General features: G+C 31.4%; 10 protein-coding genes. 7 read left to right on the top strand and 3 right to left on the bottom strand.

Annotated elements, in window-relative coordinates; genetic code table 11:
* Nucleotides 1-8 precede the first annotated feature (8 nt).
* On the bottom strand, nucleotides 9-1,259 hold the full coding sequence (locus Q4Q35_RS13610; RefSeq protein ID WP_303278536.1) for an efflux RND transporter periplasmic adaptor subunit: 1,251 nt from the start codon (nucleotides 1,257-1,259) through the stop codon (nucleotides 9-11).
* Nucleotides 1,260-1,463: 204 nt separating this feature from the next.
* Here Q4Q35_RS13610 and Q4Q35_RS13605 point away from each other — a divergent pair, with 204 nt between their 5' ends.
* The 4 genes from Q4Q35_RS13605 to Q4Q35_RS13590 all read left to right on the top strand — a co-directional run bounded on the left by Q4Q35_RS13605 (nucleotide 1,464) and on the right by Q4Q35_RS13590 (nucleotide 7,260).
* Nucleotides 1,464-2,810, top strand: a complete 1,347-nt coding sequence (locus Q4Q35_RS13605) for a sigma-54-dependent transcriptional regulator (protein WP_303278535.1) — start codon at nucleotides 1,464-1,466, stop codon at nucleotides 2,808-2,810.
* Nucleotides 2,800-4,167, top strand: a complete 1,368-nt coding sequence (locus Q4Q35_RS13600; RefSeq protein WP_303278534.1) for a sensor histidine kinase — start codon at nucleotides 2,800-2,802, stop codon at nucleotides 4,165-4,167. Before Q4Q35_RS13605 ends, Q4Q35_RS13600 begins: the two co-directional genes overlap by 11 nt.
* A 508-nt stretch (nucleotides 4,168-4,675) precedes the next feature.
* Complete coding sequence (ppsA, locus tag Q4Q35_RS13595) at nucleotides 4,676-7,111, top strand: phosphoenolpyruvate synthase (protein ID WP_303278533.1); 2,436 nt, start codon at nucleotides 4,676-4,678, stop codon at nucleotides 7,109-7,111.
* Entirely contained in the window at nucleotides 7,108-7,260 is a 153-nt protein-coding gene (locus Q4Q35_RS13590; RefSeq protein WP_303278532.1) for a hypothetical protein, read from the top strand. The genes ppsA and Q4Q35_RS13590 overlap by 4 nt, the downstream gene beginning before the upstream one ends.
* A gap of 206 nt (nucleotides 7,261-7,466) precedes the next feature.
* Here the strand turns inward: Q4Q35_RS13590 and Q4Q35_RS13585 are convergent, their stop codons facing one another.
* Both Q4Q35_RS13585 and Q4Q35_RS13580 read right to left on the bottom strand, forming a co-directional pair.
* On the bottom strand, nucleotides 7,467-8,819 hold the full coding sequence (locus Q4Q35_RS13585; protein ID WP_303278531.1) for a sensor histidine kinase: 1,353 nt from the start codon (nucleotides 8,817-8,819) through the stop codon (nucleotides 7,467-7,469).
* A 2-nt stretch (nucleotides 8,820-8,821) separates the two neighbouring features.
* Nucleotides 8,822-10,186 (bottom strand): sigma-54-dependent transcriptional regulator, encoded by a 1,365-nt coding sequence (locus Q4Q35_RS13580; protein ID WP_303278530.1) that lies wholly within the window; start codon nucleotides 10,184-10,186, stop codon nucleotides 8,822-8,824.
* Nucleotides 10,187-10,387: 201 nt separating this feature from the next.
* Here Q4Q35_RS13580 and Q4Q35_RS13575 point away from each other — a divergent pair, with 201 nt between their 5' ends.
* The 3 genes from Q4Q35_RS13575 to Q4Q35_RS13565 are packed head-to-tail and all read left to right on the top strand — an operon-like array spanning nucleotide 10,388 to nucleotide 15,451.
* On the top strand, nucleotides 10,388-11,746 hold the full coding sequence (locus tag Q4Q35_RS13575) for a TolC family protein (RefSeq protein WP_303278529.1): 1,359 nt from the start codon (nucleotides 10,388-10,390) through the stop codon (nucleotides 11,744-11,746).
* Nucleotides 11,747-11,751: 5 nt separating this feature from the next.
* Nucleotides 11,752-13,002, top strand: a complete 1,251-nt coding sequence (locus tag Q4Q35_RS13570; protein ID WP_303278528.1) for an efflux RND transporter periplasmic adaptor subunit — start codon at nucleotides 11,752-11,754, stop codon at nucleotides 13,000-13,002.
* Between the two features lie 25 nt (nucleotides 13,003-13,027).
* Nucleotides 13,028-15,451, top strand: coding sequence for an ABC transporter permease (locus tag Q4Q35_RS13565; protein WP_303278527.1), 2,424 nt, complete (start codon nucleotides 13,028-13,030; stop codon nucleotides 15,449-15,451).
* The last annotated feature ends 100 nt before the right edge of the window (nucleotides 15,452-15,551 follow it).

Raw genomic sequence — 15,551 nt, 5'->3', positions numbered from 1 at the left:
GTATGTTTTTATTTTAAAATTAATTCTTGCTTATCTCCGAAGTTATCATAGCTTGAAGTTACAACTTTATCATCAGGGTTTAGGCCTTTAAGTACTTCATAGTACTCGGTATTTTGACTTCCTAATTGGATATCAACTTTATACGCTAGTTTGCCATCATCACTCAATTTAAAAACCCAATTGCCACCTGTTTTTTGAAAAAAACCTCCTTTAGGTATTAATATAGCTTGCTTTTCATCGCTTAATGCCAGTCTAATTTGTAATGATTGTCCTCTGCGAATACCTTCTGGAACTTTTTCATCAAAGAGCATATCTACTTGAAATCTACCATCGGTAACCTGTGTGTATACCTTTTTAATTAACAATTTATAATTTTTACCGTTAAAAGGAAAAGTCCCTGTTTGCCCCGAGTAGATTCTTGATATGTAATGCTCGTCTATGTCTACACGTACTTTAAATCCACTTAATACGTCTATTTGTCCTAAGCGGTTTCCTTTGTTTATAGATTGTCCAATTTCGGCGACTAAAGATGTTAATTGACCTTCAACCGGTGCTCGAACCACTAAATCACCTACTTTTTTACGCATGAGCTTTAGAGCGCTTTGGGTTCTTGAGAAAGAACTTTTAGCCTGGTTTGTTTCTTGTTGAACAGAGATGGAATCTTGTTTTAAAATCTGTTGCGCTAATTCCATACGTTGTTTTTGGTAGTTATAATTATTTTCAGATTCTTGAAATTCGTGACGCCCAATGGCTTTTTGATCATATAATGTTTTATTAAGTTGGTATAATCTATTGGCTTCAATGAAAGCGCTTTCAACATCGGTCATTTGGTTTAATTTGTTGATGGTATTTTGACGGGCTGCATTCTGAGAAATTTGCATTTGAGTTAATAAATTATATACCGATGTTTCTTGATTTACCAAACTAAGTTCTAAATCGGTATTAGAAAGACGAAGGATAGGTTCGTTTTGTTTCATAATGGTACCATCTTCAACAAATATTTCTTCAACCCTTCCTCCTTCAAGAGCATCTAAGTAAATCGTTGTAATGGGTAATACGATACCACTTACGGGAATATTTTCTTGGAAAACGCCATTCGTAACCGTGCTTACCATAATACGCTCGGTATCTACATTTAATTTTGATTTTCCACCAGAAGAAACAAAGACAAATATTATAAAGGATATTAGTAAAATTGTTCCAGCAATTATTGCTATTTTCGATTTGGTAAATCGTTTCTTTTCTATAGGTATATCCATAAGGCTGTTTATATTACTTTATTTGTTGTTATAACTGTGCCAAATGTGTAAATTACTGTATTTCAGATGTTTTGTATTTGTAAGAGTTAAGCATGTGTGCGTTTTTGATACACTCGTGTACGGTATTAAAACACTTTTATGTTAACCGTTAATTTCTAGAGTTCTAATTCATAAAAAGGCTAATAAAATTGTAATATTGTAATAATGTTGTTAAAGAACGCAAACATATTAGTTGTAGATGATGATGCAGACGTGTTGACTGCCATACGCCTTTTACTAAAATCTAGAGTAAAACAGGTTGTTGTGGAGAAAAATCCGAATAATATTAGTGATTTAATAAGAAGACATAAGTTTGATATTGTAGTGTTAGATATGAATTTTAACGGCTTGGTAAATACTGGTAATGAAGGGATTTATTGGCTTAATAAAATTAAGGAGATTGATAAAGAAGTAGGGGTGATTTTAATTACTGCTTATGGCGAATTAGACTTGGCCATAAAATCGTTAAAGGAAGGTGCTTTAGACTTTTTAGTAAAACCCTGGAAGAATGAAAAACTGATTCAATCCATAACTGAGATTCTTAGTAAAAAAGTATCTGGTAAAAATAAAACGGAAAATACAGGAATTTTTGGAAGCGAGATATTAGGAGAAAGCAGCGTGATGCAAGAGGTGTTTTTAAAGATTAAAAAGATTGCACCAACAGAGGCTAATATTTTAATTCTTGGAGAAAACGGTACAGGAAAAGATTTGGTAGCGAAAGCCATACATGATAATTCTTTACGGAAGAACAAACCATTTATTAAAGTAGATGTTGGTGCACTAACCGAAACCTTGTTTGAAAGTGAATTATTTGGTTATAAAAAGGGGGCGTTTACCGATGCGAAAGAAGATAGAAAAGGGCGTTTTGAAGCTGCCGAGGGCGGTACTTTGTTTCTAGATGAGATTGGAAATATAAGTTTACAACAACAAGCCCGACTTTTAACAATACTTCAAAACAGGCAGGTAACGCCGCTTGGGTCAAACCAGCCGATTCCTTTAAATATAAGGCTTATTTGTGCTACCAATTTAGATATTGCTCTTTTAGCAAACGAGACTAAGTTTAGAAAAGACCTTATTTATAGAATTAACACTGTGGAAATTATAATGCCACCATTAAGATCTCGAGATAACGATATTTTATTATTAGCAAATCATTTTATTGAAATGTATGCCGAAAAGTATCTAAAATCAGCTTTTAAATTAGAAGATAGTTTTATGAAAAAATTAAAAAGTTATTATTTCCCAGGCAATGTTCGCGAGCTGCAATATGCTTTAGAAAGGGCTATTATTATGGCTGACGAAAATACTTTAACTGATGAGGATTTGGTTTTTTCGCCCATTGAAAAAAAGCAAATTAGAACTGAAGAAAGCGGTCTTAACTTAGAGACTGTTGAGAAGAATACCATCTTAAAAGTCATTGAAAAAAATAATAGCAATATCTCTAAATCTGCAAAAGAATTAGGGATTACAAGAACAGCGCTCTATAGAAGGTTAAACAAATATGGCTTATAGTAAGTATAAATGGGCTCTTTCTATAAGAGTGATGGTTTTGTTTTTTTTACTGCTAGGTTTGGCCTTTACAGTTAGCAAATTAGACTTTAATACAAATCTATCAATTGCTATAATTATTACATTACTTATGGCCATTATTGCTGTTTTTTCTTTTTTGAATTTATATCGTTTCATCATGAAACGGTTTGCAGAAATGGATGATTTTTTTGAATCTGTAAAGTATAGAGATTTTTCTAGATGGTTTAATGAAACTTCTGGCTCACAAGACATAAGAACGCTTCATAAAGGGTTTAACGAAGTAAATAAAACCATTAATGCCATTAATTATGAAAAAGAAGCTCAGCATTTATACCTCCAAAAAATACTAGAATTAGTTGATACAGGCATTATAGCTTATAATATAGAATCCGGTGAGGTTTTGTGGGGTAATGATGCTTTTAAGAACATATTGAATGTGCCGTCTTTAAAGACCATTCATTTTATAAAAGACAGAAAACCTGACCTGTATAAAATTATTTTTGAAAACAATTATGCAAAAGGTGATGATATTACTATTAATATTGACAATGAAAAAGTAAAAATATTAATTTCAAGCTCAGTTTTTTTAATCGAAAATATCAATTATAAATTAATCGTTTTACAAAATATTGAAGATACATTAAACAGGAACGAATCGGAAGCATGGCGAAAATTGTTGAGTGTTATGACACATGAAATCATGAATTCCATTGCGCCAATTTCATCATTAGCAGAGACCTTACAATCTAAAGTAGGGCTGTCTATTCAGGATTCAGATAATTACCCTTTGGACATGAACGATCTAGATATTGGTATTGAGAGCATAAAAAAAAGAAGTGAAGGTTTATTAAAGTTTGCCAAAACCTACCGAAGCTTAAATAAAGTCACCACACTTAACTTAAGTAAAATCTTAGTAGGAGAATTGTTTGATAATATTAAAACATTAATGCTGCCCTCTTTTAAAGAGAAGGATACCGATCTTATATTTGAATCTGAAAATACTACTTTAGAAATTGAAATAGATACGTATTTAATAGAACAGGTACTTATTAATTTAATTTTGAATGCGGTTGAAGCTTGTAAAGGAGTTAAAAATCCGAAGATTATTATACAAGCAAAAAAAACAATTGGAGGACAGACCGTTTTAAAAATAACAGACAATGGAAAAGGTATTCCCGATGAAATTATCGACAATATTTTTGTGCCTTTTTTTACTACTAAAAAAACAGGAAGCGGTATTGGGTTGAGTTTATGTAAACAAATTATGTTGTTGCACAAAGGTAACATTCAAATTAAAAGTATAGAGCATAAAGGAACTTCGGTGAGTTTGATGTTTTAATCGAAAAGGATGTCCTGAGATTAGTTGGTTTTACTTTTTGTGGAGTGTCATCATTTAAAAGCTTACCATTCTTGGCAAATTCGAAGCTTATTGGGTGTGATAGCGAATATGATGTCTTTAGTTTTAAAATTACAATCAAATCTAGACGCACTAGCCATTTCAACATACGAAGGTTTGATTAAAGTTTGAATAAACTTTATGGCACCTCCAACTTTTTTTAAGAAATACACTTTAAATTATACAATCTACAAGTGTTTTTAATTCCACATATAAAATCCGATAAAATATTCCTTTTTTAATCTTAATATTTTACTATTTGCATGTTTGTTAATAATGCTTTTTTTACTAAAGATTAAGGATATTAATACTAATGGGCAAAAATAGTATCGTTTTATGTGAAAATTTAGGTTGAATACATTCAATTAATATTGAAATTTTGCATCTTGAAATATTTTTTTAACAAGTTACGAAAACGTTTTCGTAAAAATAATTTTCTCAATTTATAACCATGAAAACAGAAAAGCAATTCATTCAAAAATTAAATGAAATTGGTATACACGATTTACCTAAAGTAGGAGGTAAGAATGCCTCATTAGGTGAAATGATTCAAAATTTAACGCAGCAAAATATTAAAGTTCCTAATGGGTTTGCTGTAAACGTAGATGCTTTCGATGCTTTTATAGAAGAAAATCGTTTAAAAGATAAGATTAACAAAACATTAGAAGGTTTAGATTCATCAGACATTATTCAACTACGTAAAGCAGGTTCTCAAATTCGGAAATTAATATCAAACGGAAAATTTCCGGTTACTGTAGAAAAGGCTATTTTAAAATCTTACTATGAGTTGTCTGAAGATTATAATCAAGAAGCTACAGATATTGCTGTACGATCTTCGGCAACAGCCGAAGATTTACCGGATGCTTCTTTCGCGGGACAGCAATCAACGTATCTTAATATTCGCGGAGGAGAAATGCTACTTACAGCTATTAGAAGTTGTTTTGCTTCATTATATACAGATAGAGCTATTTCGTACCGCTCATCAAGAGGATTCGATCATTTTACAGTAAAATTATCGGTTTGTGTACAAAAAATGGTGCGTTCAGACATAGGAGCTTCCGGAGTTGCATTTTCTTTAGATACAGAAAGTGGGTTTAAAGATGTCGTACTAATTAATGGTGCCTACGGATTGGGCGAATTGGTTGTTGGTGGAGAAATTTCTCCTGATGAATTTCTAGTATTTAAACCAACGCTAAAGAAAGGATACAACGCTATTATAGATAAGAAGCTGGGTAATAAATCACATAAAATGGTTTATGGAAATAAACCATTTGAAACAGTTAAAACAGTTCCAGTAAGCAAAAAAATGCAAGGAACCTTTTGTTTAAATGACTCCCAAATAAAGCAATTAGCACAATGGGTTCAGAAAATTGAAGATTATTATAGTAAAATTAGAGGTGTTTGGTGTCCTATGGATATAGAATGGGCCATTGATGGTTTATCAAATGAACTATTCATTGTACAAGCAAGACCAGAAACCATCCATTCTCAAGAACAAACTGAAAACATTAAAGAATACCAAATTGAAGACATAAATCAGTTAAAAGACAAATTGATTTTAGAAGGTGTTGCAGTAGGTGATAAGATTGGTAGTGGGAGTGTTCATAAAATATTAACGTTAGATGGTAGAGATGGTAGTGCAGACGAAACAGATTTTAAAGCAGGTGATGTTTTAGTAACGGAAATGACAGATCCGGATTGGGAACCTTTAATGAAAAAAGCATCTGCGATTATTACAGAAAAAGGCGGTAGAACCTGTCATGCAGCTATAGTAGCTAGAGAAATTGGTGTTCCAGCTATAGTAGGAGCTACCAATGCTACAACGCTATTAGAAAACAATCAGGAAATATCGGTGTCTTGTGCAGAAGGAAATATTGGTAAAATATATAAAGGTAAAATAAAGTATAAATTACACGAGACAGCCTATTCAGAATTTCCCAAGACCAAAACGCCTATTATGATGAATATTGGGTCGCCAGAACTGGCTTTTCAATACCGAAAAATTCCAAATGCAGGTGTTGGGTTGGCTAGAGAAGAGTTTATTATTAATAATTATATAAAGGTACACCCTTTAGCTTTGTTGAAACACAAAGAGCTAAACGACCTTGCTTTATCTAATTCTATTGCCGAACTGATAAAAGGCTATGAAACAGAAGAAGCCTTTTTTATTAATAAACTGGCACAAGGAATTGCTAAAATTGCGGCATCTTTTTATCCAAATAGAGTAATTACGAGATTATCCGATTTTAAATCGAACGAGTATTTTAATCTATTGGGGGGTAATCACTTTGAGCCTAAGGAAGAAAACCCTATGATTGGTTGGCGTGGGGCTTCTAGATATTATTCAGAATCCTTTAAAGAAGCTTTTATTTTAGAATGCAAAGCTCTTAAAATGGTAAGAGACGAGTATGGTTTGGAAAATACAACCATTATGATTCCGTTTTGTAGAACTCCAGAAGAGCTCAAAAAAGTATTGGCTATTATGGAAGAAAATGGGTTAAAAAGAGGTGATCGTGGTTTAGAAATATATCTTATGGCAGAGCTTCCTTCCAATGTGCTTCTTGCAGATCAATTTGCTCCATTGGTTGATGGGTTCTCAATAGGATCAAATGATTTAACCCAATTATGCCTTGGTTTAGACAGAGATTCTAGTTTAGTGGCGCATTTGTATGACGAACGAAATGAAGCAGTTAAAAGCATGATTAAAATGTTGATATCGACTGCAAAACGTCACAAAACAAAAGTTGGTATTTGTGGTCAAGGTCCTTCAGACTTTCCGGATTTTTCAGAATTCTTGGTGAATGAAGGTATTGATACGATATCGGTAACGCCAGACTCTATTCTAAAAACATTAAAAGTAATTCACAAAATAGAAAATCAGATATGAGTACTATTGAAGATATTTTATATGAAGCTCATAAGCTGGGAAAAAGAGAATTGTTACTTGAAAATTTATTAGAAACTCAACAACAGAATCCAAATATGAGTCTTATAAATTTGTATCAAATGACTTTCGACCAGTTAAATAAATTATAAGAATGTGATGAGTCCTAAATAATCAATACAGATGATTAACGGATTAGATGAATTTTAAGTAAGAACCTAATTAACTAATATAAAAGTAGTAAACCAAAGCCTTTGATTATCTTTTGATTATCAGGGGTTTTTGGTTTTAAAAAGTGGGACCTCCGGTAGCTTAGTATAATATACTTCTGTGTTGTCCAGCATACCTGAGTGTGTATTTAAAGTTTTAAACTGAAAGTTGTTATACTATTTGGGATTGATGTAACGTTTAAACTACCTCCATGAAGCTTCATAATATGTTTAGAAAGACTAAGCCCAATACCAGTACCTCCTTCTTTTGTTGTGAAAAATGGAATAAATATTTGGTCTTGAGTTTCTAAAGGAATACCAAGTCCGTTATCTATAACACTCACTATAATATTACTGTATTCATCTTTTTCAGCTTTTAACTGAATAACTCCTTGATTGCTAGTTTTATTTATAGACTGAATGGCGTTTTTAACTAAATTAAATAAAACTTGAATAATCTGTTTTTCATCAGCGTAAATTTCTAAATTATTAGGCTTTATAGAGACTTCAAACTTGATCTCTTGAAACCCTTCTTCTTGACTAGACAGAATGCGTATTTTATTAAACAATGTTTCAACAAGGATGATCTCTTTTTCAGGCTTGGGGATTTTAGTAAGCGACCTGTACGACTCCACAAAATTGGTTAAATCTTGACCTTGATCTTTAATAATATCTAGTCCTTTAATGGTTTTTTTAATGTCATTTTCGTTTAATTCCGAAGGCAGTATCACCTTATTATCCTTTTTGTAAATCGTAGATAATGTTTCAGATAATGAGGTTATAGGCGCAATGGAATTCATAATCTCATGTGTTAACACTCTAAAAAGTTTTATCCAAGCATCTGTTTCTTTTTCATTTAATTCACTATTAATATTTTGAATTATTATTAAAATTAAATTGTCGTTATCAACCGTTATAGGTTTAGACCGTATGGTTAGTTGTATGGTTTCGCGCTCGTTAGTTATAGCCGTAAGTTTTTGGTCGAAAGGTTTTAACTGAGATATTAGAGTAAATAGCTTTTCATCCACGCGTTTTAATTGCTCTACATGCGTTAGTTGCTCATAATTCAGCAATGTTTTTGCAGTTTTATTGGCTAATAGAATATGTCCCTTTTCATTTAAAGTGAGTAAACCTACCGCAGCTTGTTCTAAAATTGAGTGATAATATTGTTCCTGTTGTTTGTTTTTTATCTTTATTTTCTGAATTAAAAAGTTAACCCTATTTAAACTTTTATGTAGATCTTTTATCGATTTATCTTTAATATGAGTAGGGAAATGAATCGCAGAATCATCATTCTCCATAGCTTCAAAAAAGAATGCAATTTTACGGTTAGTTTTATTTAAAAATTTAATTAAGCCAACAACTTGAAAACATAAAATAATACCAACATAAATACTATAATCAAGATGTTTATTAATGCTAAAATAGGCTAATGTGAAAGCAGTAAACGTAATAAACAATACTCTAATAATTATTTTATAATATATATGTTTACTTGCCATAATTAAATACCGTATCGTTTTATTTTATTATATAAAGTTTGCCTGGTAATACCTAATTGATGGGCTGCCGCACTAAAATTTTGTTCGTGTTTTATTAATGCATTTTCAATCATGGTTTTTTCCATATCGTCTAATGTGATGTTCATTTCTTGAGTAACAGAAAAAGCCTGTTTTTTAAAAACAAAATCGTTTGAAGTAAGGATATTGTGTTCACTTAATATTACACCTCGTTCTATAGTATGTTGTAGTTCTCTAATATTTCCTGGCCATTGATGATTTTGTAATTTCTTTTTAGCAGAAGCATTAAGCTTTAATCCAGATTTCCCATATTTATTAGCATAACTATTCAAAAAATACTCAGCGAGTAAGAAAATATCATCATCTCGAGATCGTAATGGGGGAACTTCAATTTGTATCGTATTAATTCTATACAACAAATCTTCTCTAAAAAGTCCTTCTTCAACCATTTGTTCTAAATTACAATTAGTAGCGCAAACCAATCTAATGTCTACAGGAATAGGGGTATTAGAACCCACTCTAAAAACGACTCTGTTCTGTAAAACAGCTAATAATTTTGCCTGTAAAGCCAAGCTAAGGTTGCCAATTTCGTCGAGAAAAAGTGTACCACCATTAGCAGTTTCAAACTTTCCTGCTCGGTCACCATGTGCATCTGTAAAAGCACCTTTAGTATGCCCAAAAAGTTCACTTGCAAAAAGGCTTTCTGTAATGGCACCCATGTCTACAGCCACCAAGACTTCGTCTTTTCTTGACGAACCATTATGAATAGCTTGAGCGATAAGCTCTTTTCCTGTGCCATTTTCACCTGTTATTAAAATATTGGCTTTAGTTTTAGCAACTTTTCGGGTGATTTTTAATACCTGATTTATAGCTTTAGAATTTCCAATAATAGGAGTTTTACTTTTATTGATTAGCTGCTTTAAATGTTTGGTTTTTTGTTTTAAATGACTAACTTCTTTTCTAGATTGCTGTAATTGATATGCGGCCCGAACGGTGCTTAAAAGTTTATTGTTTTCCCAAGGTTTTAATATGAAATCTGTTGCTCCTTCTTTTAAGGCACGAACAGCTAATTCTACATCACCATATGCTGTCATCATAATAATAGATGTGTCGGGAGCTAGTTTTTTAATGCGTTTTAACCAAAAAAAGCCTTCGTTTCCTGTATTTACACCAGCCGAGAAATTCATGTCTAATAATATAACGTTATAAGTTTTTAAATCTGAAATTGAAGTAATGCCATTAGGATTTGCTAATGTTGTTAAAGTTTTATATTCAGACTGTAATAACAGCTCTAAGGCACTTAATACACTTTTTTTGTCGTCTATAACAAGTATTTTCCCCTGATTCATTTGTATAAAATTGCAACTCAAAATTAAGCATTAGTAACCTTGATTATTAAAAAGTGTAAAAATATTTTACACTTTTTGTCTATTAATTTTACACTTATATATGATTTTGTCACAGGCAAAATATGTTTAAGTATCTGTTTGTCAATAGTTTTAGGTTTGTGGCATGCCGTTGGTGTATAAAACATGAAAATAATTTAAAGCATGTGTCAAAAAATAATAGGGCTTTTTGTTTTGCTACTAATTCCGTTTAGTGGAATTTCTCAAAGTACATGGACATTAAATGATTGTATAGTGTATGCCTTAGAACATAATCTTGCACAAGAAACACAAAATTATAATGCCAAAATAAGTAAAGAGCGCTGGCGGCAAAGTAAGCGTGATATGCTACCAACAATTGGTGTTTCATACCCTAGTTACAATGTGAGATATGGGCGAACTTTAGATCCTGTTACTAATAGTTTTGTAGATACACGTTTTGTATCTGGTTTAAGTGGCGGATTATCATCTTCGCTAACACTATTTGAGTCTTTTAAAAAATGGCATACCTTATCTTACCAAAGATTGATATATGAATCCAGTCAATTTGATACCCAGCAGGCAGAATACGATTTAGCCTTTAAAATTATGGATTTGTTTAATAGCGTATTATTTCAAGAAGGTGCTTTGGAAATAATCAAAGAACAACAAGCTACTAATTTATTACGCAAAAATGAGATCGCAAAAAAAGTAGCTTTGAGTTTAGTTGCCAAAGCCGATCTATATGAGATAGAGGCCACTACTAGTGCAGATGCTTTAGAGGTATTAAAAGCAGAAAATGCACTTAAAGCAGCTAAATTGGCTCTCACACAAGAAATGAATTTAGAGGAGCAGGACATTACTATTGTACAGGATATAAACATGACAATACCTTTAGATGATATAGAGCCGCTTTATATCGAATCTATGTATAATACAGCGCTGGGGGTCTTGCCCAGCCTTCAAAAAAATAAGATCAATGTAGAAATAGCAAAAAAAGATTTGGCCATAAAAAAAACAGCGTTATTACCTAGTATTTATTTAGGAGCTAGTATAAACACAAGTTATTCGGATAATTTTACAGATGCCTCTGGGAATATTATTCCGTTTAATGAGCAAATAAAAAACAATCAATCCAAATCTGTTGGGTTATCTCTTAGCTATCCCATTTTTGGCAATGGTAGAGCACGAAGTAATATAAAGATTGCCAAAATAGAATTAGAAAAAGCACAAACGGAGTTAAAAATAGAACAGCAAAGTACTTATAAAATTGTTCAGGAATTATTACAAAAAAATGAAGCTCTTATAGCAGAAGAGCAACTTAATTTAAAAAAAGTAAAGGCTAAAGAAAAAGCTTATGATATTGCCAAAAAAAAATATGAAAATCAGTTGATAAATTTATATGAACTTCAATCGGTAAGTAATACATATTTAGTAACGAAAATTGAACAAGTAAGGCTCATGGCTCAAATAGCTATTCAAAAACGAACATTAGATTTTTACAATGGTAAGTTTTTATTACCTACCCAAACAATATCAAATTAAGAACTATGGATACCAAAATAGAAAAGAAAAAAGGTATTAAACCAAAACATATAGCCATAGTAAGTGCGATATTACTATTTCTTTATTTTATAGGTTATCTTGCTTTTAGCGATTCGGGTGCTACATTAAATGTGGAAAAAGACAAGCTGACTATTTCTACTACAATTAATGATAAGTTTAATGATTATATAAGTATAAGTGGTTTGGTAAAACCAATAAGCACCGTGTATTTAGATGCTTACGAAGGAGGCCGTGTACTAGAAATTTTAATTGAAGAAGGCAGTATGGTGAAAAAGGGAGATATAATTTTAAAACTTGAAAACAGAGAATTATATGGTCAAATTTTAAATAGCGAAACCAATTTAGCCATAAAGCAAAATGATTTAAGACAAACCCAAATTAATTTTGAATCTAAACGTATTGGAGGACAAAAAAGCTTGTTGGAATCTCAATATCAGTTAAAAAAAGCAAAACGAAAGTTTGAGCAATATCAAGCATTATACAAAGACGAATTAATCGCTGGTGAAGAATTTTTACAAGCCGAGGAAGGTTATGAACTGGCTCAAAAAAACCATGAAGTAAATAAGTTTCAGACAAAGCAAGATTCATTATTAAATACTACTAGTATAAAAGAATTGGTAAAAGATTTGGCACGTATGAAACAAACCTTGAGTATGGAATACGAGCGTATTGAGAACTTAAATGTAAAAGCACCTATTGATGGACAATTAGGGCTGTTGGATGCCGAATTAGGAAAACAAATTGGACGTGGGCAAAGCATTGCTCAAATAAACGTATTAACTGATTTTAAAATAGAATCTACGGTCGACGAGCACTATATAGACCGTATAAAAAAAGGATTGACCGGTACTTTTGAACGTGGTGATACTTCCTATGGTGTTACCTTAAAAAAGGTGTATCCAGAAGTTAGGGAAGGTAAATTTAAAATTGATATGGTGTTTTCTGGAGATCAACCTAATAATATTAGAACAGGACAAAACTATTATATAAAATTACAGTTAGGGACACCGACCGAAGCTTTGTTATTAACTCGTGGTGCCTTTTTTCAAAGTACGGGAGGACAATGGGTTTATGTAATTGATGCATCGGGATCGTTTGCTTTAAAACGCTCGGTTAAAATTGGAAAACAAAACCCAAAACATTATGAAGTTTTGGAAGGGTTGGAGACAGGAGAGCAAGTTATAATATCGGGTTATGATGCTTTTGGGGAGAGTGATAAGTTAATTTTAAAATAACCAATTTTAATAGAACAAAATATATATGATTTTTAAAATATTAAAAGAATATATCCGTAGAATTAGTAGAAACTATAAAATCTATATTATTTCTATTTTAGGAATGAGTATTGCTATTATTGCTTCTTTTCATATTTATCATTTTGTTTTTAAGGAATTGAGTGTAGATGGGTTTCACAGCAAGAAGAAAGAAATTTATAGGGTTGTTCAAAAAAGTCTTAATTCTAATTTTCCAGTTGCAGATACCCCTCTTCCTTTTGGGGAATTATTAAAAGAAAAATTTCCGGAAGTAGAGAGTTACACCCGTATTACAACAAGAAATGAAATTATAGTAAAAGCAAACGATAAAAATGATAAAAATGATATTTCATATATAGATGCCTCTTTTTTTGAGCTCTTTGGCTTTAGTTTAAAAAAGGGGAGTGTTGCCCAATTTAAAGAAAATTCGAATGGGGTAATTATATCTGAAAAAGCTGCAAAAATCCTTTTTGGAGAAAAAGAGCCTATAGGTGAAGTTTTAACTTTTTCTGAAGATTATAAAGAAAATAAAGATAAATATGAAGTTATTGGTGTGCTCAATAAAATTCCTGAAAACTCAACAATTCAAGGAGATTATTTTATAAACATAGAAAGCTATCAGAAAGCCGTTTCTATTGATATGAAATGGCTTGGAACAGGTGGGTCGACCCATTTGTATTTATACATGCCAAAAACACAAAACACTAAACTGTTTTCTGAAAAGGCAACCAAACTTATGTTTTCTGAAGTTAAAATTAGAGCTAATAGGGCGTTTGTAAATCAAACAATCAAAGAGCCTTATTTTGAATTATATCTTCAACGATTAGATACTATTTATTTTAATTCAACAGATATAGTTCACCAAAAGCGCAAAGGGGATTTACAGTTCTTGCGTATTATTCTTTTAGTTGGTATGCTAACCTTATTTCTAGCGATAACTAATTATATTATCATGAATTTGGGACTTAATGTGAGTCGCGTCAAAGAGTTTAAAACAAGGCGGTATTTAGGTGCGTCAAAAGTTGGTATTTATACGCAATTGGTTATTGAATCTTTATTAAACACTAGTATTTGTTTTGTGCTAACATTAATAACATACCCTCTAATGGGTAGATTTATTTCAAATATTATCGGGTTTAACTATCATTTATCCATAGCAAGTGATGGTATACTTTTGGTTATATATTTTGGAATCATACTATTGTTAGGCTTAATTATAGGAAGTTTAGAGTTTGTCTTCTCATATAAATCAATAATTATTGAAAAACCGAGAACCAAAAGGCAAAACTCTTGGATTTCTAAAAAATTAATGATTGGCTTTCAATTGTTATTATTTATTGGATTGATCATTTGTATTTTGTTTGTGGGAAAACAAGTTGATTATATACAAAATAAAGATTTGGGGTATAACCCTCAAAATGTTGTAAGCCTATCAACAAGAAATTATACAGATTTAAAAAGTTTTTTAGAAACTAAAAGCTATGTTAAATCAACATCATACTCTCAGTTACTCTTTTCTCCAACATTTAATTTAAACGCTATAACAAATGTAGAAACCAATAAGGATGTTGATGTCATTCTTAAAGAGGGCGACTATAATTTTTTAAAAGTTAATGGGATAAAGTTACTTTATGGCAGAAATTTCCCTGAGAAACAAGTTACTGATAAATCAGATAAGATTAAACAAGAAAGCAAAAGCTTATCTGAAATATTGGTTAATGAAGAGTTTGTACGTAAAGCAAATTTAAAAAAACCTATTGGGAAAGTTTTTAAAATTGAAGGCTATAAAGAATTTGTAATTATAGGCGTTATTAAAAATGTGTATTGTACACCTTTGTATTATCCTATTCAACCATTAATAATTAACAATAAAGATTATACAGGATGGTATTATGGTTCTTTAGTGGTGTCTTTTCAAGATGGATATAGGCAGCAACTATATGAAGATACTAGAGGGTTTTTTATAAAAAAAGGTGTTGAACCTATGTTTATAGAAGACATATTGTTTCAATATGACCTAAACGACATTTACAAAAAAGAGCTCCAACTAAAACACTTATTAGAAGCCTTTACGGTTATTGTTCTCTTTATTTCTTTATTGGGTATGATAGCCATAAGTCTTTTTATTACCGAAAGTAAAACCAAAGAAATAGGTATCCGTAAAGTAAATGGAGCGACTATAAAAGAAATTATGATTATGCTTAATAAGGACTTTATAAAATGGGTGTTTATTGCTTTTGTAATAGCATGCCCAATAGCTTATTACGCTATGAGTAAATGGTTAGAGAATTTTGCATATAAAACAGGTTTAAGTTGGTGGGTGTTTGCCTTAGCTGGAGCTTTTACATTAATAATAGCATTGTTAACTGTAAGTTGGCAAACATATAGAGCAGCAACTAGAAACCCTGTGGAGAGTTTGAGAGATGAATAGAATTAAAAAAATAGTAATCAGTTTATTCTCTTTAAGGTGGGGAAACGCGAATAAATTACTAGAAAACTATGACTTGTTTTAGGAGAAACCAAACGATTCC

Origin of the sequence: Flavivirga aquimarina (assembly GCF_030540835.1) — a bacterium.
GTDB classification, from domain to species: domain Bacteria; phylum Bacteroidota; class Bacteroidia; order Flavobacteriales; family Flavobacteriaceae; genus Flavivirga; species Flavivirga aquimarina.
The sequence above is the reverse complement of the archived record's forward strand: the minus strand, read 5'-3'. Positions and strand labels throughout refer to the sequence as shown.